Origin of the sequence: Rothia terrae, from assembly GCF_012396615.1 — a bacterium.
GTDB lineage: Bacteria > Actinomycetota > Actinomycetes > Actinomycetales > Micrococcaceae > Rothia > Rothia terrae.
Map to the genome: position 1 here is coordinate 1 of NZ_JAAXPV010000028.1, position 20,796 is coordinate 20,796.

19 protein-coding genes are annotated in these 20,796 nt (G+C 52.3%); 15 read left to right on the plus strand and 4 right to left on the minus strand.

Annotated features, from left to right (window positions below; all coding sequences use genetic code 11):
- Positions 1-246 precede the first annotated feature (246 nt).
- From HF984_RS10920 to HF984_RS10980, 13 genes are all read left to right on the plus strand, one after another.
- Entirely contained in the window at positions 247-1,152 is a 906-nt protein-coding gene (locus HF984_RS10920; RefSeq protein ID WP_168615686.1) for a glycosyltransferase family 2 protein, read from the plus strand.
- Positions 1,149-1,697, plus strand: coding sequence for an acyltransferase (locus HF984_RS11780; RefSeq protein WP_168615687.1), 549 nt, complete (start codon positions 1,149-1,151; stop codon positions 1,695-1,697). Before HF984_RS10920 ends, HF984_RS11780 begins: the two co-directional genes overlap by 4 nt.
- A gap of 12 nt (positions 1,698-1,709) precedes the next feature.
- Complete coding sequence (locus tag HF984_RS10930) at positions 1,710-2,723, plus strand: NAD-dependent epimerase/dehydratase family protein (RefSeq protein WP_168615688.1); 1,014 nt, start codon at positions 1,710-1,712, stop codon at positions 2,721-2,723.
- Entirely contained in the window at positions 2,724-3,728 is a 1,005-nt protein-coding gene (locus tag HF984_RS10935; RefSeq protein ID WP_168615689.1) for a CgeB family protein, read from the plus strand. It begins immediately after the preceding gene.
- Positions 3,729-3,826: 98 nt separating this feature from the next.
- Positions 3,827-4,828 (plus strand): RNA-binding protein, encoded by a 1,002-nt coding sequence (locus HF984_RS10940; RefSeq protein ID WP_247596621.1) that lies wholly within the window; start codon positions 3,827-3,829, stop codon positions 4,826-4,828.
- Positions 4,828-5,529, plus strand: a complete 702-nt coding sequence (locus HF984_RS10945; protein ID WP_168615691.1) for an acylneuraminate cytidylyltransferase family protein — start codon at positions 4,828-4,830, stop codon at positions 5,527-5,529. Before HF984_RS10940 ends, HF984_RS10945 begins: the two co-directional genes overlap by 1 nt.
- 28 nt (positions 5,530-5,557) lie before the next feature.
- A complete protein-coding gene (locus tag HF984_RS10950) occupies positions 5,558-7,801 on the plus strand; it encodes an N-acetylneuraminate synthase family protein (RefSeq protein WP_168615692.1) in 2,244 nt (747 codons plus the stop codon).
- Positions 7,792-8,928: a glycosyltransferase gene (locus HF984_RS11785; RefSeq protein ID WP_168615693.1), complete on the plus strand. Its 1,137-nt coding sequence runs from the start codon at positions 7,792-7,794 to the stop codon at positions 8,926-8,928. The genes HF984_RS10950 and HF984_RS11785 overlap by 10 nt, the downstream gene beginning before the upstream one ends.
- A complete protein-coding gene (locus tag HF984_RS10960; RefSeq protein WP_168615694.1) occupies positions 8,925-10,166 on the plus strand; it encodes an O-antigen ligase family protein in 1,242 nt (413 codons plus the stop codon). The genes HF984_RS11785 and HF984_RS10960 overlap by 4 nt, the downstream gene beginning before the upstream one ends.
- A 17-nt stretch (positions 10,167-10,183) precedes the next feature.
- Entirely contained in the window at positions 10,184-11,212 is a 1,029-nt protein-coding gene (locus HF984_RS10965; protein WP_168615695.1) for an acyltransferase family protein, read from the plus strand.
- The gene (locus HF984_RS10970) at positions 11,209-12,261 is read left to right on the plus strand and encodes a glycosyltransferase family 4 protein (RefSeq protein WP_168615696.1); all 1,053 of its coding nucleotides are present in this window, start codon (positions 11,209-11,211) and stop codon (positions 12,259-12,261) included. The genes HF984_RS10965 and HF984_RS10970 overlap by 4 nt, the downstream gene beginning before the upstream one ends.
- A 2-nt stretch (positions 12,262-12,263) precedes the next feature.
- Positions 12,264-13,208 carry a glycosyltransferase family 2 protein gene (locus tag HF984_RS10975; protein ID WP_168615697.1) on the plus strand — a complete coding sequence of 315 codons (945 nt, stop codon included), beginning with the start codon at positions 12,264-12,266 and terminating at the stop codon, positions 13,206-13,208.
- Positions 13,209-13,229: 21 nt separating this feature from the next.
- On the plus strand, positions 13,230-14,381 hold the full coding sequence (locus HF984_RS10980) for a glycosyltransferase (RefSeq protein ID WP_168615698.1): 1,152 nt from the start codon (positions 13,230-13,232) through the stop codon (positions 14,379-14,381).
- 14 nt (positions 14,382-14,395) lie between these two features.
- Here the strand turns inward: HF984_RS10980 and HF984_RS10985 are convergent, their stop codons facing one another.
- From HF984_RS10985 to rfbA, 4 genes are all read right to left on the minus strand, one after another.
- Positions 14,396-14,686: a PqqD family protein gene (locus HF984_RS10985; RefSeq protein ID WP_168615699.1), complete on the minus strand. Its 291-nt coding sequence runs from the start codon at positions 14,684-14,686 to the stop codon at positions 14,396-14,398.
- On the minus strand, positions 14,687-15,559 hold the full coding sequence (locus HF984_RS10990) for a nucleotidyltransferase family protein (RefSeq protein WP_343947576.1): 873 nt from the start codon (positions 15,557-15,559) through the stop codon (positions 14,687-14,689).
- Between the two features lie 77 nt (positions 15,560-15,636).
- Positions 15,637-17,058 carry a tyrosine-protein kinase domain-containing protein gene (locus HF984_RS10995; protein WP_168615700.1) on the minus strand — a complete coding sequence of 474 codons (1,422 nt, stop codon included), beginning with the start codon at positions 17,056-17,058 and terminating at the stop codon, positions 15,637-15,639.
- 99 nt (positions 17,059-17,157) lie between these two features.
- On the minus strand, positions 17,158-18,018 hold the full coding sequence (gene rfbA, locus HF984_RS11000; RefSeq protein WP_168615701.1) for a glucose-1-phosphate thymidylyltransferase RfbA: 861 nt from the start codon (positions 18,016-18,018) through the stop codon (positions 17,158-17,160).
- 72 nt (positions 18,019-18,090) lie between these two features.
- Here rfbA and rfbB point away from each other — a divergent pair, with 72 nt between their 5' ends.
- Both rfbB and rfbD read left to right on the plus strand, forming a co-directional pair.
- Positions 18,091-19,089, plus strand: a complete 999-nt coding sequence (gene rfbB, locus HF984_RS11005; protein ID WP_168615702.1) for a dTDP-glucose 4,6-dehydratase — start codon at positions 18,091-18,093, stop codon at positions 19,087-19,089.
- Positions 19,090-19,091: 2 nt separating this feature from the next.
- Positions 19,092-20,504: a dTDP-4-dehydrorhamnose reductase gene (gene rfbD / locus HF984_RS11010; protein ID WP_168615703.1), complete on the plus strand. Its 1,413-nt coding sequence runs from the start codon at positions 19,092-19,094 to the stop codon at positions 20,502-20,504.
- Positions 20,505-20,796: the final 292 nt, after the last annotated feature.

The following is a 20,796-nucleotide window of genomic DNA, read 5'->3' on the forward strand; positions in this document are numbered from 1 at the left end:
CAGGTCAAGACGTGGCGGGTTTTGCATACAGGTTTCCGGCGGCCGCTGAGCGTGTATGGGCGGGTGTTTGCGGTGGTTCGGGGGTTGGTGTTTTATGCGGCTGGGAGGACTTTTGAATAAGCCTCTTGATAAGTTTATCTGAGGTAGTTCTGAAGATCTTCAATCGACGTACTGGTTAAGTTGTTCAGAAAAATGTAAATATTGAGAACGCTCTCAAGTAGTTGAGCGTAGGTGTTAGGTGGAAAGATGACTTCAAATCAGCGGCTATATTCCATAGTTATTCCACATTACGGAAATCCTGAACCCGCTCAACAATTGATTTCCGCACTAAAAAGTCAGAAATTCCAAGGTTCCCTCGAAATCATCGTCTCTGATGACTGCTCGCCTGAGCCTTTCCCAGGGCTGGAGGGCGTTCGCGTCGTGCGCCGCAAAACCAATGGTGGGTTTGGTTCTGCCGTAAATTCAGGCACGGAAATTGCTACCGGCAAATGGTTGTTTATTCTCAACAGTGATCTCACGATTTCCCCTGATTTTATTCAGCGAATGGTCGAAAAGGGTGAAGAATACGGCGAGGTGCTTATCAGCCCTCAAGTTGTTGACCACGAAGGACGGGGGCAATGGGTTGGCAGAAAATTCCCTACTACCTTTCACTACGCGTGGGAATGGTTCACGGCGCTTGCCCGTTTTCGTCACACTACCTGGTGGCAACGGGCTGTCGGCCACGACCTCAACTGCATCACAGGAAAGACGGCTACCCCTGACTGGGTGATTGGTGCCTGCATGATGCTACCCACTCAAACTTTCAAAGATTTAGGTGGGTTCGATCAGAGGTTCTTCATGAACTGCGAAGAGGTCGATTTTCAGCGTCGTTTAGCGGAGCGCCGTATTCCTCGCGTCTTTGCCGGCGACATCACCGTGGCACACGTCGGCGGCGGTTCAAGCGGTGAAAGCAAGCAACGCCGTCAGTGGGTGACCGACGCTCGTTTTATCTACGCATCTAAATGGAACGAACAAAAACACTTAAAACAGGTGCTCACTGGAATTTCTTATCTAAACTATGCTGTAAATAAACTAAGGGAAAAAAGAAACCCAGCCGTTAACGCTCGTGAAATTTTGAACTACGAATTGTCATTTGTGAAGGGACAACCATGATTGCTCGAACGCTCATCGAAAAGATTCCTTCTGCGCGTTGGCGGGTAGCCGAAGTTATCTCGAAGACCCTTTACGCCAAAGCGTTTTCGAATTTTGGTCAGGGGAGCGTCATCGTTGCTCCTCTCAAACTCGGCGGGCTGGACCGCATCTCGATCGGCAATAATGTTGCCGTCTTTGAAGGCGCCTGGTTAGAAGCTGAGTCTGCAGGAAGCATCAGTATAGGGACTAAAACATATATTGGGCATCGAGTACATATTCATGCAGTGGGCAACGTTGTAATCGAAGAGAGCGTGATGATTACTGATGGCGTAACTATCAGTAGCGGTTCTCACGACTCCCAGAACCATAATGAGATTCAAACAACCGGAGATATCCACCTCGGACGCAATGTATTTGTCGGGGAAAAAGCAATCATCCTCGGCGGTGTCACCATTGGTGATAACGCTGTGATCGGTGCTGGTGCAGTAGTCACAAAGGGCGTCCCCGCCGGAGCGACCGTCGGGGGAGTGCCGGCGCGCGTCCTTACATCTTCATCTAACGCTTAGAAGGTTTATTCCATGAAAATTTTGTTGACAGGTGGCGTTGGATTCATCGGGCTGAAAGTTGCCGCCAAGCTACATTCACAGGGGCACAGCCTTGTGGCGCTGGACAGCCTCTTAGAGCAGGTGCACCAAGACATTGAGGCAGAAAAAGCACAGTTTCCCGGTGAGATTGTGGTGGGGGACGTGTCCGACGCGAGTGCTTGGGAACTTCTTGAGCCTGCCGGCGCTATCATCCATTTGGCCGCTGAAACTGGCACAGCTCAGTCGATGTATGAGACCGACCGCTACCGCCGAGTAAATGTTGAAGGCACCCGTTTGGCAGCGGAATACGCCGTGAAATGGAACGCCTCGCTGATATCGTTGAGCTCTCGCGCCGTCTATGGCGAAGGGTTCAAGAACCGTGGAACTACGGAGAGCGATCCTCACCGTCCGCTATCTGTCTACGGTGAAACCAAATCCGAAGGCGAACGCGTCGTTGCTGATGTGACCGGCGGTAAGATTGCCGCTACCATCATTCGACCTCAAAACGTGATTGGACCCGGCCAGGCTCTGCATAACCCGTACACCGGTGTTTTGGCGGCTTTTTTGGCGCGTCTTCGTGAAGGTAAAAACTTGTCAGTGTACGGCGATGGCACTGCTACGCGAGACTTTATCCACGTAGAGGATGTCGCTGACTTTATCGTGTGGGCACTTGACCATGCGCCTGCGATAAGTGAATCACCGCGTATCTTCAACCTGGGATCTGGCGAGCGCATTACCCTTGATCAGCTCGCGCAGTTTTCTATCGATGCTGTACCCGGTGGCTCGGCATCCGTCATTGAACATGTGGATGTGAAGCGTGCAGGGGACATCGACCACGCGTTAGCAGATATGAGTTTTGCGTACTCCCTTGGAGCGCCGCATGCTCAGTGGAGCGCTCGCGAGTCAATTGCGGATTTCATTCAAAAATCGTGGGAAACCCCCGGTGCGAAGAGCGAAGCGTGGGATACCGCGTTAGAAGAGCTCACCGAACGAGGTCTGGCTGAGTAAATGGTGCAACCGTCTCTTCTTTTGGTTTCTCCAGTTTTTTACGGTTACTGGACTACTATCGCTTCATCGCTGAAAAAGCTGGGCTATGAGGTGCATACCCACCTGTATGATGCTCCGGGTACCCTGGTGGAACGAGTGCGCAATAAAGCTTTGCATGATCTCCCTGAACGTCTTCGTCCTGCAGCGTTTGAAAGCATTGTGACAGATAAAGCTGTCGCAAAATTGCGCGAGGTCAACCCCGAAATTGTATTGGTTGTTAAGGGCGATCAGCTCGGGCAGCAGTGGTGGGAGGCCGTGCAGAATTCTGGAGCTCGTCATGCTACATGGATGTACGATGAGCTTCGTCGTATGCGCTACTCAGATCAGGATTTTGACCTTCGTATGCTGGGCCCGATTGCTAGTTATAGCCCCGCCGACGTTGCTGAGTTGAATGCTCAAGGTTATGAGGCTATTGAAGTGCCTCTAGCTTTCGATGCTGATCTTCCTATTGCTCCTGCACAAGAGCCCAATATTAGTTTTGTAGGAGCCCGCTATGAGGGACGCGAGCACATGCTCAAGCAACTTCACGATGCGGGTTTGCCCGTCAAAGCATTCGGTAAGCAGTGGTCACGGCACTGGTGGGACGTTGCACGCACTCGTCAGTTTAAGACTTCGGGTCTTGAAACCGGCCGTGATCTTGACCGTTCGCATGCCTACGGCGTCATGGCGTCATCACCTGCAACTTTGAATATTCACGGTGACCAAGACGGTTTTACCATGCGAACTTTTGAGGCGCCCGGCGTAGGCGGACTGCAGATTATTGACCGCCCCGATGTCTCTCGCTATTACGAGGTAGGCGAAGAGGTGCTGGTTTATGAATCTATTGAAGAGCTTATTGACCTGTGCAAACGTGTGATGGCCGAACCGCAGTGGGCTGGCCGCATCCGCAACGCTGGTCAAAAACGCACCCTCGCTGAGCATACTTTTGATCAGCGCATTCAAGCATTGGAGTCACTGTGGGCGTAGCAAAGTTCGGTTTAAACCATCCTGCAGATTTGAGCGCATGGTACGAGTGGCAACAGCAAGCTGATGCTGTACGACGGGTAAAAGGTATGGCTTCAAACATGCCAGTGCTTGTTAATGGTTTGCTCGCAGGCGGTCTGCCGGAAGCTGAGACCCCTGAACCTGCTACCGGTATTGTGCATACCTCTGGTAACACCCCTCAGATTCTTGTAGTTCTCGAATCGACTTCGCCCACGAGCGTGAGCTCCCTAGTGCGTCCCCTCGAATTTTTAGACGGTGTAGAAGTCGCTGTATGGGCACCTCACGATGTTAGCCATGTGCTACCACACGGTGCCTGGCAGACCAACACCATGAGCGAGCACGAACTAGAAAACCTCACCGAGATTTCATCGGTGCTCTCTAGTGGCCACTACCTTCCGTTGGGCGCTGCCGCCTACCGTTTTGCGCGCGCTCGCCAGGCTGAATTTGTCGTGGTGCAACACGGGCTGATGGCACCGTTTGCTCCGCCTTTGCCGGCGAACTCGACCCTGCTTGCATTTAGTGATGAGGACGCTCTCTTCTGGAAATCTGGACGCACAGACGTCCAGCACCGCGTGGTAGGGTCCCAGCTCTTTTATGAGGCAGCACAGTCCGCCCAGCAAAGCGTGCAGCAGGGTGATTCCACGGTGCACGATAATCAGATTGTGTTCTTGGGCCAAATGCACGGCGCTGAGCTTCCTCGCGCGTCCTTTGCTCGAGCAGGATTCTCCTTCTGCAGGCAGAACAAGGCCCGTTACAGACCTCACCCCAGCGAAAAAGACAAATTATCTGTACTTACCCATGCCCTGTGGGCGAAAATGGGTATAGCAATAGACCGTAGCGGTCAACCGTTGAATACACTGAATAACCCCGTGGTCTCGGTGTTTTCTACCGGTGTTCTTGAAACAGCTATTCGCGGCGTGCCGGCCTGGGTGTACCACCCGCATCCGCCACAGTGGCTACAAGACTTTTGGCAACGCTACGGCATGAGTCGATGGGGCGAGGAACCAACTCCCGCACCGCCTCAACCGGATATTGAACCCGCGCGAGCCATCGCGCAATACCTGAAAGAGAGCCTGACCTAATGCGAGTTCTATGCGTTATTCCGGTACGCGGCGATTCTAAGGGTATTCCGCGTAAAAACCTCAAACCAATTGCTGGCAAGCCGCTTGTTGCATGGACCATAGAACAAGCACTTGCGGCTAAAGAAGCTTTAGCCGGTCAGCACGAAGTCGACGTGGTTGTATCAACAGATGATGCTGAATTAGCAGATATCGCCGGCGAATACGGTGCTGAGGTTCCTTTCATGCGTCCGGCAGAGTTGGCCGAAGATACCACGGCAACCGAGCCCGTTATTGAACACGCTATCGAGTTCTTTATCCAGGCAGGACGCCGCCCCGACGCTGTCATGCTCCTGCAAGCAACATCGCCGGTGCGTTTGCCGGGTACCCTTGACCGAGCTATCAAGCAGTTCGCCGAGTCGGGTTCAGATTCAATGGTCGGAGTTATTCCCATCGGTCCTTTCATCTGGGCCGCTACAAATCCGCCCACCGCGCAGTACGAGGTGATGGCGCGTCCACGCCGTCAAGAGCTCACTCGCGAAACCTTCCGATACCGCGAAAACGGCTCAATGTACATCACGAAAACCGAAATTTACGAGCAGTACCACAACCGCTTAGCCGGAGAGATTGAGCTGTTTATGCTCGATGAAATCGAAGGTGTAGACATTGATGCCCCCATCGATTTTTCGGTAGCGGAGCACCAGCTCCAACAGATTAACGCCTAAACCACAGCACCAGAAAGCCCCCACCGCCTTGATTATTGAGCGCAATACAACCCCCTACATCGTCTTCTCAGAAGACCCTGTACTCACCGCACTTCAGAAGATTTCTGCTAACCAGCAACGAATTATCTTCTTGGTCAACGAGTCTGGCGTCTTGCAAGGCGCATTGTCAGACGGTGACTTTCGGCGCTGGCTCATTGCCAACCCTGCAGCGTCCTTAGAAACAAGTGCGCTGGATGTTGCCAACAAGAATGTGCGTTCTTTTGCTTTTGGTACTGACCCGGCTGAGCTTCAGCACGAATTTGCGCGCGGAATTTCTCTTTTGCCCCTCATTGATGATCGCGGGCATCTGATGGCAATTGCTATGGACGAGCAAAATGTTCTGCGCATTGGCCGCCACACTATCAGCGAAGACTCACCGGCTTTTATCATCGCTGAGATTGGTAATAACCACCAGGGCGATGTTGATCTTGCTAAGCGACTGGTCGATCTCGCCGTCGAAACAGGCGCGGACGCGGTGAAGTTTCAGTTGCGCGATATGGATGCCCTCTACCGTCAGGCTGGTTCTCAGTCAGCGGGCGAGGACTTGGGTGTGCAGTACACCCTCGATTTGTTGCGCCGTTTCTCTTTCAACGTCGACCAAATGTATGAGGTCTTTGACCATGTCAAGCAACACGACATGGACATTATGTGCACGCCGTGGGACGCGCCGTCGGTACAGGCACTGGTCGACTACGGTGTGCAGGGCCTGAAGGTTGCCTCAGCTGACCTTACTAACCACGAGCTGTTGCGCGATATGGCCTCACGCGGGCTACCGATGCTGGTTTCTACCGGTATGTCCCGTGAAGAAGAAATTCGTGAGTCCGTTAATCTGCTTCGTGCTGCTGGCGCTTCTTACGCGCTGTTGCAGTGTCAATCTACCTACCCGGCTCCCTTCAAGGACGTCAATCTTGCCTACATGGATCGTCTGGCTGAGATTGGGCAGTCACTGGTGGGCTACTCCGGTCACGAACGCGGTTACCATGTGCCAATTGCTGCCGTGGCACGCGGTGCAAAGATCATCGAAAAGCACTTCACAGTTGATAAGACCCTTGAAGGCAACGACCACACCGTCTCGCTACTTCCCGATGAATTCACTGCTATGGTGCAACAGATCCGTGAGGTAGAAGAAGCGATCGGTAGCGCGGCACCGCGTGAGGTATCTACCGGCGAACTCATGAACCGCGTCAACCTAGCTAAATCATTGGTAGCTACCCGAAGCATTGCTAAGGGCGAGGTTGTGCAAGAGTCAGATGTTGAGGTTAAGTCACCAGGTCGAGGCTTGCAGCCCAACTACCTTCCGCAACTTGTAGGACGCACGATGCAACGTGACGTTGAGGCTGGCTCCTTCTTCTTTGAGGGGGATCTCAAAGATGATCTTGTGACCCGACGCGATTTTAAGTTTGATCGTCCGTGGGGTCTGCCTGTTCGCTACCACGATTTCAAGCCGCTGATTTCGGAGGCAAAACCGGACTTCTTGGAATTCCATTTCTCGTATAAAGACCTTGAAATGGATATCGACCAGGTCTTTGACCGCAAGCTCGATATGTCATTTACCACCCACCTGCCGGATCTTTTCGCGGGCGATTTCCTCGTCGATTTGGCATCTCGCGACCCCGAAATCTGGGAGCGTTCTATTGCTGAGGTTCAGCGCACTATTGACATTACGCGTGATCTTACGCGGTACTTCACGGTGGACGATGATCCCGTCATGGTTGTTACCATGGGCGGATTTACCAAGGACGGTCACATCGCCCCTGCCGCCCGTGCTGACAAGTACGAACGCATCGGTGAAGCCCTGAAGCGTCTGGATACCTCCGGCGTGCGCATTGCTGCTCAAACACTGCCCCCATACCCCTGGCTGATGGGCGGTCAGCAGTACCACAACCTCTTCTTAGATCCACAAGACACCGCTGAATTTGCAGACACCTACGACACCACCCTGTGCCTGGATATCTCGCACACTATGCTGGCAGCTAACTTCTTGAAGATGCCGCTGAGCCAGGCAGTAGAGCTACTGGCGCCTCGCACTATCCACCTGCACCTGGTGGACGGCATCGGCGTTGATGGCGAAGGCGTTCAGGTGGGCGAAGGCGATGTTGACTGGGCAGCACTGGGCAAGCAACTGCGCGAGCTTACTCCTAACTCATCGTTCATCCCTGAAATCTGGCAGGGCCACGTTAACAACGGTGAAGGCTTCTTCACTGCGCTGGATAGGTTAGAGAAGTGGCTCTAAAAAAAGCGCTTTGGGTAGTACCCGTTGGAAATTTTGGGGGAGTAGCCCGGCACGTTGTAGATGTAGCTACTGCGGGACTACCGGGCTACGAGCTTGTAGTACTTGCCCCAGAAGGCGAACTTGCAGATGCCGTACGTCGAACAGGCACACGCGTCATTGCAGATTCCTTGTTTGGAGTGGACGCGGGCTTTAAATCCTCATACGCGTCCCTCTACAATACGGTGGAAGATGAACAACCTGACGTTGTTCATACGCACCTTGCCTACGCAGATATTGTTGGCGCTGCCGTCATTACTGCTCTTCGCGCGCGGAAAAAGCTCCGGAAAACGCACCTTACCGTGCCCCAGTTGGCGACCACAGAGCACGGAATCGCCCAGCACACCAGCGTCTACAACAAAAATCAGGCGCGCGGTGCAGTCATAAGAGTCGCGCACAGCGCACGAATGTTAGTGACCCCTCTGAAAATCGCTGTCTCGCACTCAACAGCTGAACAGATGAAAAAACAGTGGGGCGCTCGCAAAGTGACGGTTGTGCATAACGGTGTTGATGCACCGCTTATTCAGGCTGGCGTAGAACGTCACCGCGTCCAGTCGAAACAGAGCGGACCGCGCGTTCTCTCCTTATCTCGTCTAGCACCGGAAAAGGGTCTGACAACGCTCATCGACGCTTTTGCGCAGGTGAGACAACAATACCCCGACGCGTCCTTGGAGATTGCCGGTAGCGGGGAGCTCGAGCACGAACTACGCGCTCGGGTAGAACGCCTGAAGCTCAGCGATTCAGTGAGGTTTTCAGGCTTTGTTGACCCGCTCGAGGCAATGGGGCGAAACGATGTAGTGGTGCAGCTTTCAGTGTGGGAAAACCTTTCCTACACCCTGCTAGACGCTAAAGCAGCTGGGCTGAGCGTTGTAGCCTCAAACGTCGGCGGCAACAGTGAAATCTTAGAGGCGGCTGAGCTTGTCTCACCTTTAGACCACGGTAAACAGAATGACTCTGAGATAGCTCAAGCTATAGTCACAGCTACGCAACACGCGCACCAGCCGTTTAACTGGCAAAGCGTAGAAGAAATGACACACCAAACCGCGGCGCTATACACACAGATAATGAAGAATATGAGGGGGAACGCATGAGTACTTTAGCTCACCGCGACACCGCGGATCATAAGAGCTTGAGCGAACGATACGAAGACGTTAAAAACGTGTTGCGCGATCAGTCGGCGCAGATTCGCCTCCCCGAATTTCTCATGTTTTTCTCGCTGATTTTCTATACAGCAACGCCAGGACTGGGTCTGCCTTTGAACCAGGTCATGGTGATTGTCATCGTGCTCTACGGGCTCACCCGTAAGCCGGTGTATAGCCTCAATCCTGTCAGCGGTCTTATCGCGCTGTTTATCATTATGCTTTTGTATGTGGCTTTAGTTTCATACAACGCTACGCCCACAGAGTTTGCAGCAGACTGGACGCGACGCTTTCTGCGCCTAGCCGCTACGACAGGCCTGATCTTTGTGCTGGCTTCGGGACAGATTCATTTCAAATCAGCTATTTACGGTTATGTCACCGCTATATTGGTGAATATTCCTCTGTTCTATGCGGGAATCGCACCGGATAACTACCCCGGATACCTGACCGGTTATCTTATTGATAAAAATGTTGCCGGTATGGTCTACTGCCTCTTCGGTATTTTGATGGTTGCGATGGTTACCCGAAGAACGCATAAAGTAGGGTTTTTCGCTATTTTTGCTGTACTACTGTGGCTAACCGGATCTCGCACATCATTGGGTGCATTTGCAATGGCTTTTGTGTGGATTCTATTAGCTCCCAAGCTACCTTTTTTGGGTAGAGCCTTTCTTGGCTTTGCAATCTACTGGGGCATTCGTCTGCTCAACGATGACTATGCGCAGGCAGGTGCCTTTGCCGATCGCGTGGGTTCTGACCTACTACGCGAACGTATTGATACCGCCGCATGGGAACGTGTTCAACAGACTCCATTTTTTGGGCAGGGACTTGGCGAAGCTTACGTATATTTCCCCGAGCAAAACCGCGACTTCTTTTTCCACAACTCTTACTGGAGTGCCTTCGTCGAGGGTGGCTGGCCCTGGGCAATTTTTGTGGTTGCAGTAACCGTTTTCGCGATGGTTCGTCCTTTTTCAAAGAGCTCTCGTTGGACACCGCAGCAAGTAGTTGCACAGGGGCTGGGTATTGCTTTATTGATTTGTGCTTGGCGTCTGGGCGAAGTTCTTTATACTCTGTATTGGGCAATTTGTATGGGCTTTGCGCTGAGAACTGTTCTGATCGAACGCGCAGAAAACGATGGTCCTATGAACGGTATCGATCAGCATATTGAGCATAAGAACACGTTAGTTTCATGAACTCAAGATACAGCTCCTTGAAACAATCGCACCGATTTAGAGAACTTGATGGGTTACGCGGTGTAGCTATTTTACTTGTGCTGATTGGTCATTTTTCAGCAACATATCCCGTCTATTTTCCGAGTGGGCCAATTCCACCTTTTTCTATCTATTTTGGTGGAATGGGGGTACAGCTATTCTTCATGATTAGCGGTTACGTTATTTTGATGTCGGCATTGAGGCAGGGCTCGGCAGTCCGCTATCTGGTAAACCGCGCTATCCGTCTATACCCTGCGTATTGGGTGGCATTGGCTATTTCGTCTCTCATTATTGCCACGGTGGGTATCGAATATAAAACGATCACTGTGCCACAGGTTCTCGTTAACGCAACGATGTTTCAACGGTTTTTATTTGTTGAAAATGTTGATGATGTGTATTGGACGTTGGCTATTGAGTGGCAGTTCTATCTGTTGCTTTTTGCGCTATTACTCTGGAAGAAAAAACATCTCACTGAAAACACAGTGCTAAAAGCCGCGGTAGCGTGGGCTTTCATAGGGTTCATAATCTGTGTGTGGGCAGGCCCGGGGGAGAACCTACCGATGCTCCAAAAATTAGCTGTATGGGCTATTGTCGCTGAACATGCACCTCTGTTCGGACTGGGCATCGCTTGCTTCATCTTCGCAGCATCACGCGATTTTTCGTGGTATGTTCCCTACTTTGCTGTGCTGGCTATAGCGAACTGCTGGTTGCGCACCTCTGTGCATTACGCGGTGGTGATGATTCTTCTCGTGGCCATATTTATTGCAGTGACCTATATCCGCAATATTGCTGTACTTCGTAGCGGACCGCTACATTTTTTCGGCAGAATTTCCTATTCTCTGTATCTGACACACAATGTTCTCGGCGTAGTTGTTCTGCACCATGTGTGGTTATCAACGGGTAATTACTGGGTCGGGTTTTGCGCAGGAATTCTCAGTAGTACCGCTGTGGCTTGGATCTTGCATGTAGCAGTGGAACAAAAACTTACACGGACCATAAAGCATAAATTATTGAATGGAATAAGATGACTTCTCGCGTTCCTCTCTTCATTGCAACCAACAACGGCGATATCGGTGGCGGCGAGATTATGTTGCTCAACATTGCTAGGGCTGCCCGTTCGCTGGGGCACTCTGTGACCGTTGTTGGCCCGACGCATCCTGCTGAACTGATCGAAGCCGCCAAAGATGAAGGTTTTGCAACCGTGACGCTTCCTGCGACTAATCGCCGTGACTATATGGCGCAACTTCGTGTCTGGGATAAGCGTCAGCGTCAGGGACTCCTTTGGTGCAACGGGCTGGTTCCATCGTTCGCGACATCTGGACATAAAAACCGCATCGTTCACCTTCACCAAATCCCTGTGGGAAAGCAGAAATACCTGGTCGCCCCGGCGCAACGTAAAGCCTTGCGAACCCTAGTACCCAGCGAATTTATGACCTCGCAGGTGAAGAACTCCGAGGCTTTCCCTAACTGGGTGAGCGAAGTATCAAGTCCTCTTGTGCGCGAACAAGTAGGGGAGACCATTCGCGTGGGCTTTCTTGGACGTCCCTCAACCATCAAGGGCACGCACACTCTCGCCAAAGCACTAAAGTTGCTTTCTGCCCTCGATAAAAAGCAGCACACCCTTGTAGTTGCTGGCGAACCAAAATTTGTGAGTGAAGACGATCAGCGCGAGATTGAAACGACTCTCAATGCTCTGGGCGATAGCGTAGAAAACATGGGGTGGGTTACGCCTGAAAAGCTGATGAAGACCATCGATATGCTCGTAGTTCCTTCTGAAGTCGATGAATCCTTTGGCCTCGTTGCTGCTGAAGCTATGAGCGCCCGCGTGCCTCTGATCGTGTCGGACGCTGGTGCTTTGCCGGAAGTTGTGGGTAAAGATTATCCGTGGATTGCTCCTCAAGGTAACGCAGCTGTGCTTGCACAGCGTATTAGTGATCTCGCCGATGCTCTCACCGCACATGACGAAAATTTTCAAGACACTATCTCTGATTCCTACTGGCGCTGGCAAGAGAACTTCTCACCAGAAGCAGGCAAGGAAAGAGTACGACGTCTTCTCGAGTCTGTGGAGGTGAAATAGTTATGCCTCACTTTAAAGCCGCCGTTATCATCCCTACCCGCGGGGGAGCGTCTAAGCTTCATTTTCCGTTAGAAGCTTTGCAGCAGCAGACGGAGAAGAATTTTCAGGTCCTCGTAGTGATTGATGGTGATGTTGATGGTTCTGCCGCTGTCGTGCAGCGCTATATAGACTCCGGCCGCCTGAACCTGTCCATGATTGTTTTTGATGAGAATAAAGGACGCGTGGCGGCGTTGAATGTCGGGTATCGTGCTGCGGACGCTGAGATTCTGATTCGGTGTGACGATGATATTGAGATGAAGCCCGATTATATCGAAAAGCATCTTTCCTTTCACAACGGCACCGCTGAAAAAGGCGTCATGGGGCTAGTGCACAATATTTATCCCGATACTCCGCACGCGCGCGCCTACGGTTACTACCGCGACAGCAAGTTCCGCGAAGATGCATACAAAGCTTCAGCAGCCAGACTCTGGAATTTCTGGGCGGCCAATTGCTCAATGCCTGCCAGCACTTTCAAAAAAGTGGGTGGCTACGATGAGCGTTATCGCCGGTATGGTTGGGAAGACGTCGATATGGGCAAGATGCTTCAGGACGCTGGCGTGCAACTTATTCTCGCACCTGAGCTAGAAGTCAACCATCACATCGCCGCTACCACCACCGCTTCGCGCGCGCGTCGTGCATTGCACTCCGGGGCATCGCGTCAAATCTTCCTTGCAAAGCACGGTATAGACGCTCTGCCGCCGGTAAACCCTGCCGGTGTGTGGGGGATAGCTGTGAAAACGGTGGCAATTGTGCTCACCGAAACCAGTGTTCAGAAACTTGGCAATTTGGTTGATAAAATCTCTGATAGATTCCCCGTGAAGATCTCAGAAAAGCTCGTGGCGCTGGTAGTTGAATCAGCAAGCTACGCTGGTATCAAGTATCCGGCCCGAGCTCGAAAGATTTTCTAGACCGAAAGTACTCAACGCCCCATGCGCCGTATCAGCTTCCCCAGGCGGAAAAAACACAGTGCTGCACACCAGGCAGAAGTTGCTATTGCCCATGACTACCTCACGCAACGAGGTGGCGCCGAACGCGTGGTACTGGCCCTGCATAAGGCTTTTCCCGACGCGCCTATTTACACCACCCTCTACGATCCTGAGCGCACCTACCCCGAGTTCAAAAACGCAAATATTCAGGTGTCGCCGCTGAACCATGTGAAGGTTTTCCGTCAGCACCACCGACTTGCGTTGCCCTTCTTAGCTTTTATTTCTCAGCGGATTAAAGTCCCAGCCCAGCAGACCATTGTCTCCACCGCTGGCTGGGCGCACGGTTTTAACATCTTTGGAAAGTCACTGGTCTATTGCCATACGCCGGCTCGTTGGCTGTACCTCACCGATCAGTATTTTGGTAAAACAGGCATCAAGGCGCTGACCACCCTCTTTAAGCGGGTGCGTCCTTTGTTGATTTCATGGGATCAGAGATCGGCTCGTGGCGCCGGTAAATACTTGGCGAATTCCAGCATCATTCAAGAGCGTATTCGCAACGTTTACGGCTTTGATGTGCCAGTGCTGTTTCCGCCTCACACTATCGATAGCGCATCGGTGCAGCAGCCGTTGGACGGTCTAGAAGACTTTCTGGTAGATAATGATTACTTCATCGTTGTCTCCCGGCTGCTTCCCTACAAAAACGTGGACGCAGTCGTCGAGGCTTTTTCACTCATGCCGAATCAGAAGCTGCTGGTGGTCGGACGCGGTCCGCAAAAGCAGGCGCTTGAAGAAGCCGCGGGGGAGAACGTGCGGTTTGCCTCTGAAATTAGTGATGCCCAGATGCGTTATGCCTACTCGCACAGTTTGGGGCTGATCGCTGTATCTTACGAAGATTTTGGGTTGACCCCCTTGGAAGCGGGCGCTTACGGCAAACCTACCTTGGCGCTGCACGCGGGTGGCTTCTTAGACACCATTGAAGAGAACGTTAACGGTCTCTTTATCGAGCATTCTTCACCGGCAAATATTGCAGAAGGTGTAGAGCGGATGCTGGCGTCCACCTGGGATTCTGAGCTCATTATGGAGCACGTCAAAAAGTTCTCTGAGGAGCGTTTTATCGAAATGATAAAGCTACATCTTGAAGAACTGGACTCATAGCAGCGGAGTCTTGCCTAGCGGCGTAGCACCAGATCTTCATCCACTAGTGATTGCATAAAGTCGACCGTTCCCCGGTGCACGGTTTCTTGTGACTCATTAAAGGTGGCGGCGACCTCTGCCACCAGGTCTTCTTCGGTCAGCGGCTTCTGGAGCAACTCCCAAATCAGCATGCCTACACCGTCCACCACAGAAATGGTAGATTTCTCCAAGTGAGCGATATAAAAAGTATTTGAATCCTCAATGCGCGAAGACAACTCGTCATGAGAGACAAATGCTGTTGCCGGGTTGCGGGAGTACGTGGGCATCTAGTTCTTCTTCCCTCGGATGCGGGTGAGCGCTGAAAAGCGTGAGAAAAACTTCTCTCGAACCTCTTGGCGGGTAGGTTCGCGTCCTAAACTCATTGCCAGGTGGTCGGTATTGACAAAGAAAATATCGCGCAGAGTGCTCGCTTTAGCTCTCAGCCCTCGAGCACTGCGAAGTCGAGCTTTCCAACGAATATATTCAGGTACCTGTTGCGAGGAGCTCTTCCACAGCAGGTAGTCCCTATGCTGGGAATAATCATCCAGAGATCCGCGTGCCGCCGCGAAAGCTAACTCGGCATTAAGCTCCCGCACACGCCGCTGAACAAGCTGCACCTCAGACTCAGAGAGCACCTCATCCAGATGAACGACATCGGGTTTAACCGAAGATGTTGAACGGGCAGCGTGCACATATACTAAAGCACGAGCGTCCACCACAGACACTGTCGTGCACTCGTAACCACCCAGGTTTTTGATGCGTCGATGAGACCACAGCTCATCAAAAACATCCTCAGGGCGGGCATCTAAACCAGGAAAATAACGGTGAATATCGCTCAGCCCCCACGTCGGGTGGTAAACCGTCATCGCATGGTGAAAATCCGAGCCCGATTCAAAGGTCGTAACAACTTTCCAGCCTGCATCCTTCAAGGCGGTGACAAAAAGTCCCAGGTGATCAGGACGAACCAGCACATCAACGTCGGTGCTTTGCCGATCAACAGGGTAGGTATCGGTGCCAAAAGCGTAGCCCTTGATATGCAAAATATCGATACCGTGGGTATCGGCAAGGTGCTGCAGATGAGCATGGGAAAGCAGGATACGAGCCTTCAGCGGAACTTCACTCAAAGCTTCTTCCGCTGTATGACGCTGTGATGCGCTCACTTTCCCTCCCTCTGCCTCTTACCGACTCATACCAGTGTGGGACGGGTGAACCCCCGTCCCACACGTTTTATAGTTATTTACTTCTTGGCTGCTCGCTTGAGCTTTTTCAAACCCTTACCCTCGGTGGGCTTATCTGAGGTGTAGCCGTAGTAGGATTTGTAGCCACGCGTCGAAGCGTAACCAAAGCCATAGTAGCCACCGCCAAAGCCGCCCTGCGGGGTCTGGTTGAGTACGAGACCGATCAGGTTAGCCTTCACCTGATGCAGGTTCTCAGTTGCTTCACGCAGGTGTTCACGCTGGGTGCGTCCGATAGTTGCCACCAAGACAGTGCCGTCCACTGCCTTAGACAGCAGGGTCGCGTCCGTAACGGGCAGAACAGGGGGCGCGTCGATAATCACCATGAACTCTTCAGAGAGCTCGCGGATGAGGCTTCGCATCTTATCTGAACCCAAAAGTTCTGAAGGGTTCGGGGGAATGCGGCCTGCAGGAAGAATAAAGAGTTGGCTGTTCTCGAACTGGCGCACGGCTTCTGAGAGCTCAACCTGGCCAGCGATAACCTCGGTCAAACCAATCTTTGAATCGATGCGGAACTTCTTCGCAACGGTAGGACGGCGCAAATCGGCATCGATAATGATGGTCGGCTGACCAGCTTCTGCCAGTGCCTGAGCAAGAGTTGATGCCACCGTTGACTTACCTTCACCGGGCTCTGATGAGGTAATCAGAACTGACTTCGGCGGGTGGTCCACGTTCACAAAGCGGAGGTTAGTGCGCAACTGGCGAATGGATTCCTGCGAGACGTGATCGCCGGCTTCGTGCAGAATCTTAGCGCTTGCTAGATCCTCAGACTTAGGCAACATACCCAGAACGCCGAGTTCGGTGGACTTGGTAGCGTCCTCTCGGGTGCGAACCTTGGTGTCAATGGCGCGGCGGGCAAAGATCAGCGCGTACACCGCTACAAAGCCGACGAGCGCGCCCAGAAAGACGTTACGCCACGTATTGGGGCTAATCGGTGAGTTGTTGGGTAGCGCATCCTCAAGCGGCACCACGCGAACGGTGTTACCGCCCTCAAGCTCGTTGGCAACATAGGCCACGGACTCTAGCGCTGAGTTCGCTAGGGTCTGAGCCTTCACGGGATCGTTGGCGGTCGCCTGAACACGAATCAGCGCGGACTGATTATCCATGCTTGCCGTCAGGTTGCCCGCAATTTCGCCGGCAGACATCCCAAGATCGGGGTTCTCCGTTGCGATGCGTTCAGCAACTGCACGGCTGTTTGTCAGTGCCAGGTAACCGGTTGCCTTATCTTTAGCGGCTGAGTTGCCTGAAATAACATCGCCGATGCCTGCGGAACCCGCTACCGTTACATAACCGGTTGAGGTGGATGCGTAGACGCGCGGCTGAAGCAGAGAATAGCCCAAGCCTAGCAAGGTGCCGATGAGCAGGCCGACTAAAAGATAGCGCAGATTAGCGCGTGTAAGCCGGATAAAGTCAAGGACAGTCATTAATGAAGGTTCCTTTGTGAAGTAGCTGAGGGACGGAAGTAAAAAATTAAAGCTAGTTGAAATTCTAAACCGGACGGTTAATTTTTAGAAGAACCGACCTTATCGCATGAGATCAAGCAGGTACTGACCGTAACCGCTTTTGACCAGCGGTTGCGCAAGTTCTGTCAATTTTTCATCATTGATAAAGCCCATGCGCCAGGCGATTTCCTCGGGGCATCCGATGGATAGTCCCTGACGGTTTTGCACTGTGCGGATAAAGCTGGTGGCATCTGCCAGCGAATCAAATGTGCCGGTATCCAGCCAGGCTGTACCTCGCGGAAGAAGCTCAACGTGCAGAGAGTCTTGTTCAAGGTATATGCGGTTGAGATCTGTGATTTCGAGTTCGCCGCGTTCTGAAGGGGTTATTTTTTCGGCAAACTCAACGACGCGATTGTCGTAGAAATACAGGCCGGGAATAGCGTACTCGCTCTTGGGAACACGAGGTTTTTCTTCAATAGAGATAGCTTTGAAATTTTCATCGAATTCAACGACGCCGTACGCCGTGGGGTCGGCAACGTGATAGCCGAAGACTGCGGCGCCGGTTATGTTCTTGTATTTACGAAGCTGGGTTCCTAAACCTGGGCCGTAAAAAATATTGTCACCTAATACAAGAGCAACGGAATCATCGCCGATATGTTCTTTTCCTAAAAGAAATGCTTGGGCTAAACCATCCGGACTTTCCTGAATTTTGTAAGAAAAGCGAACACCGAATTGTGTGCCATCGCCTAACAATCTTTTAAATTGATCGCGGTCTTCGGGGGTGGTGATAATCAAAATATCCTGAATTCCAGCCAACATCAGGGTTGAAAGCGGATAGTAAATCATCGGTTTGTCGTAGACCGGCACGAGTTGCTTGCTGACACCCAAAGTCACAGGGTGCAGGCGTGATCCGGTTCCTCCGGCAAGAATAATTCCCTTCATAAACTCTTATTGTGTCACACCTGCCAACAATTTAGGGGGCAGAGTAAACCTCATTGCCGTAGCATTGGTTACATGGCAAATATTCTTGTTACCGGCGGTGCTGGATTCATTGGATCTAATTTTGTGCACTATCTGTTGGATAATACGTCCCATCGTGTTGTTGTACTCGACAAAATGACGTACGCAGCTAATGAAAAATCATTAGAAGGCTCAGACCCTGAGCGTTTCGAATTGGTGCGCGGTGATATCGCAGACCGCGATATCGTCAATTCGCTGGTAAAAGATGCAGATGCGGTGGTGCATTATGCCGCTGAATCACATAACGATAATTCTTTATCTGACCCAAGCCCCTTTATTCACACCAACCTGGTGGGTACTTTTACTCTTTTAGAGGCTGTGCGGGCTTATAACACTCGATACCACCACATCTCAACTGATGAAGTTTTTGGTGATTTGGAGCTGGATGATCCCGCTAAATTTACCGAAACTACCCCTTACAACCCGTCGTCGCCTTATTCATCGACCAAAGCGGGTTCAGACTTGTTAGTGCGAGCATGGGTTCGTTCTTTTGGTATCGATGCCACGATTTCAAACTGCTCAAACAACTACGGGCCCTATCAGCACATCGAAAAGTTCATGCCTCGCCAGATCACTAATGTTCTCTCGGGCATCACCCCCAAGCTGTACGGCGAGGGGCTGAACGTGCGCGACTGGATTCACGCATCCGACCACTCATCGGCTGTGCATACCATTCTCGAAAAAGGAGCGATAGGCGAAACCTACCTGATTGGTGCTAACGGTGAAGAAAACAACATCACCGTTCTGCGCACAATCTTGCGGTTGATGGGGCAGCCCGAGGACGCTTTTGAGCACGTTGTCGACCGCCCCGGTCACGACTTGCGCTACGCTATCGATGGCTCGCGTCTTCGTGAAGAACTGGGGTGGACGCCGCAGTTCACTAATTTCGAGGCAGGGCTAGCTGACACCATTCAGTGGTACACCGATCACCGCAACTGGTGGGAACCCCTCAAGGCAGAAGTAGAAGCTAAATACGCGAAGGCTGGGCAATAACGGTGGCAAAAGAGCTGAGGATTACCGAGACCGAAATTCCCGGTCTGCTGATTATCGATTTACCGGTGCACGGTGATAACCGGGGCTGGTTCAAAGAAAATTGGCAACGCGAAAAGATGGTTGCTGCAGGTTTGCCTGATTTCGGGCCTGTGCAGAACAACATCTCGTTCAACGCATCTGCCGGGACAACACGCGGTATTCATGCCGAGCCGTGGGACAAATTTGTTTCGGTTGCAACCGGCAAAATTTTTGGCGCGTGGGTAGACCTGCGTGAAGGGGAATCTTTCGGTGCCACAGTAACTGTTGAGCTTGGCCCTGATACCGCCGTGTTTGTGCCGCGCGGTGTGGGCAACTCCTTCCAGACTCTTGAAGACAACACCGCTTACACCTATGTGGTCAATGACCACTGGAGTGCTGACGCCCAAGGGGAGTATTCCTTCCTCAACCTTGCCGATGAGACGGTTGCTATCGAATGGCCCATCGATTTGGCAGAGGCTGAGCTCTCTGAAAAGGACAAGAACCACCCGCGTTTAGCTGAGGTAACCCCGGTCAAGCCTGCGCCGCTTTTGATTGTTGGTGCTAACGGCCAGCTAGGACGCGAGCTGGTGCGTCAGCTGACCGAGGCGGGTACACCTTTCGTGGCGACTACGCGCAACGAGCTTGACCTCGCGCATCCTGAGAGTTGGCTCAGCTCTTTCCGCTGGCGTTCTTACCGCGCCATTATCAACGCGGCGGCCTACACCGCTGTTGATAACGCCGAAACAGCAGAAGGACGCGCTAACGCGTGGGCAACGAACGCTAGCGGGGTGGCGGCGCTGGCGTCTGTAGCTCGTGAGGCAAACATTCTGCTGGTGCATGTGTCAACGGATTACGTTTTTGATGGCACCTTGTCAGTTGGCCAGGAGTATGCGGTTGACGCTACCGTTGCCCCGCTGAGCGTGTACGGTCAATCTAAAGCGGCTGGTGAAGCTGCAGCTGCTGTTACGCAGCGCCATTACATTGTGCGCACCTCGTGGGTGATCGGCGATGGCGAGAACTTTGTGGAGACCATGAAGTCGCTGGCTGAACGCGGTATTGACCCCAAGGTTGTTGCTGACCAGCACGGGCGTCCGACCTTTACTCAGGATCTTGCCGCCGCAATCATTCATTTGCTTGAGACAGAGGCAGACTACGGTATGTATCACGTGAGCAACACAGGGGACGTTATCACTTGGGCTGAGCTTGCGAAATCTGTCTTTGAACTCAGCGGCCACGATTCGGCACGCGTTGGCGAGGTAACCACGGACGAGTATTTTGCGAATGCAGAAAATTTCGCGCCGCGTCCTGAAAACTCAGCTCTAGATCTCAGCAAAATCAAGGACGCGGGTTTTACTCCACGCGACCACGCTCAGGCGCTGAAGGAGTACCTGCTGTAGTTTTCACTGCATTACCCTGAATGCTGAAAGCAGTGAAGGGGTGTCAAAACCAACTGGCTTGGGGCTGGCGTTTAAGGGAAGTTGGTGATGACGCCCCTTCACTGCGCTAAAGTACCGTCGTTTTCGCGGGAAAATGGAGCGTGGGTAGGTTGGTGTTACCGGTATTACTGAAGTGTCCCAGGTTTTGTTCCGTTTGAGTAGATGGGAAAATCTGGAATATGCCAAGAAAATTTGACCAGGATGCAAAGGACCGTGTGGTCCGTCTTGTAGAGGACCGCATCTTGGCGGAAAA

Bases quoted from the DNA above. Each gene is read 5' to 3' on its own strand.
- HF984_RS10920 (WP_168615686.1), top strand. From the start codon at position 247: ATGACTTCAAATCAGCGGCTATATTCCATAGTTATTCCACATTACGGA.
- HF984_RS11780 (WP_168615687.1), top strand. From the start codon at position 1,149: ATGATTGCTCGAACGCTCATCGAAAAGATTCCTTCTGCGCGTTGGCGG.
- HF984_RS10930 (WP_168615688.1), top strand. From the start codon at position 1,710: ATGAAAATTTTGTTGACAGGTGGCGTTGGATTCATCGGGCTGAAAGTT.
- HF984_RS10935 (WP_168615689.1), top strand. From the start codon at position 2,724: ATGGTGCAACCGTCTCTTCTTTTGGTTTCTCCAGTTTTTTACGGTTAC.
- HF984_RS10940 (WP_247596621.1), top strand. From the start codon at position 3,827: ATGCCAGTGCTTGTTAATGGTTTGCTCGCAGGCGGTCTGCCGGAAGCT.
- HF984_RS10945 (WP_168615691.1), top strand. From the start codon at position 4,828: ATGCGAGTTCTATGCGTTATTCCGGTACGCGGCGATTCTAAGGGTATT.
- HF984_RS10960 (WP_168615694.1), top strand. From the start codon at position 8,925: ATGAGTACTTTAGCTCACCGCGACACCGCGGATCATAAGAGCTTGAGC.
- HF984_RS10970 (WP_168615696.1), top strand. From the start codon at position 11,209: ATGACTTCTCGCGTTCCTCTCTTCATTGCAACCAACAACGGCGATATC.
- HF984_RS10975 (WP_168615697.1), top strand. From the start codon at position 12,264: ATGCCTCACTTTAAAGCCGCCGTTATCATCCCTACCCGCGGGGGAGCG.
- HF984_RS10980 (WP_168615698.1), top strand. From the start codon at position 13,230: ATGCGCCGTATCAGCTTCCCCAGGCGGAAAAAACACAGTGCTGCACAC.
- HF984_RS10985 (WP_168615699.1), bottom strand. From the start codon at position 14,686: ATGCCCACGTACTCCCGCAACCCGGCAACAGCATTTGTCTCTCATGAC.
- HF984_RS10995 (WP_168615700.1), bottom strand. From the start codon at position 17,058: ATGACTGTCCTTGACTTTATCCGGCTTACACGCGCTAATCTGCGCTAT.
- rfbA (WP_168615701.1), bottom strand. From the start codon at position 18,018: ATGAAGGGAATTATTCTTGCCGGAGGAACCGGATCACGCCTGCACCCT.
- rfbB (WP_168615702.1), top strand. From the start codon at position 18,091: ATGGCAAATATTCTTGTTACCGGCGGTGCTGGATTCATTGGATCTAAT.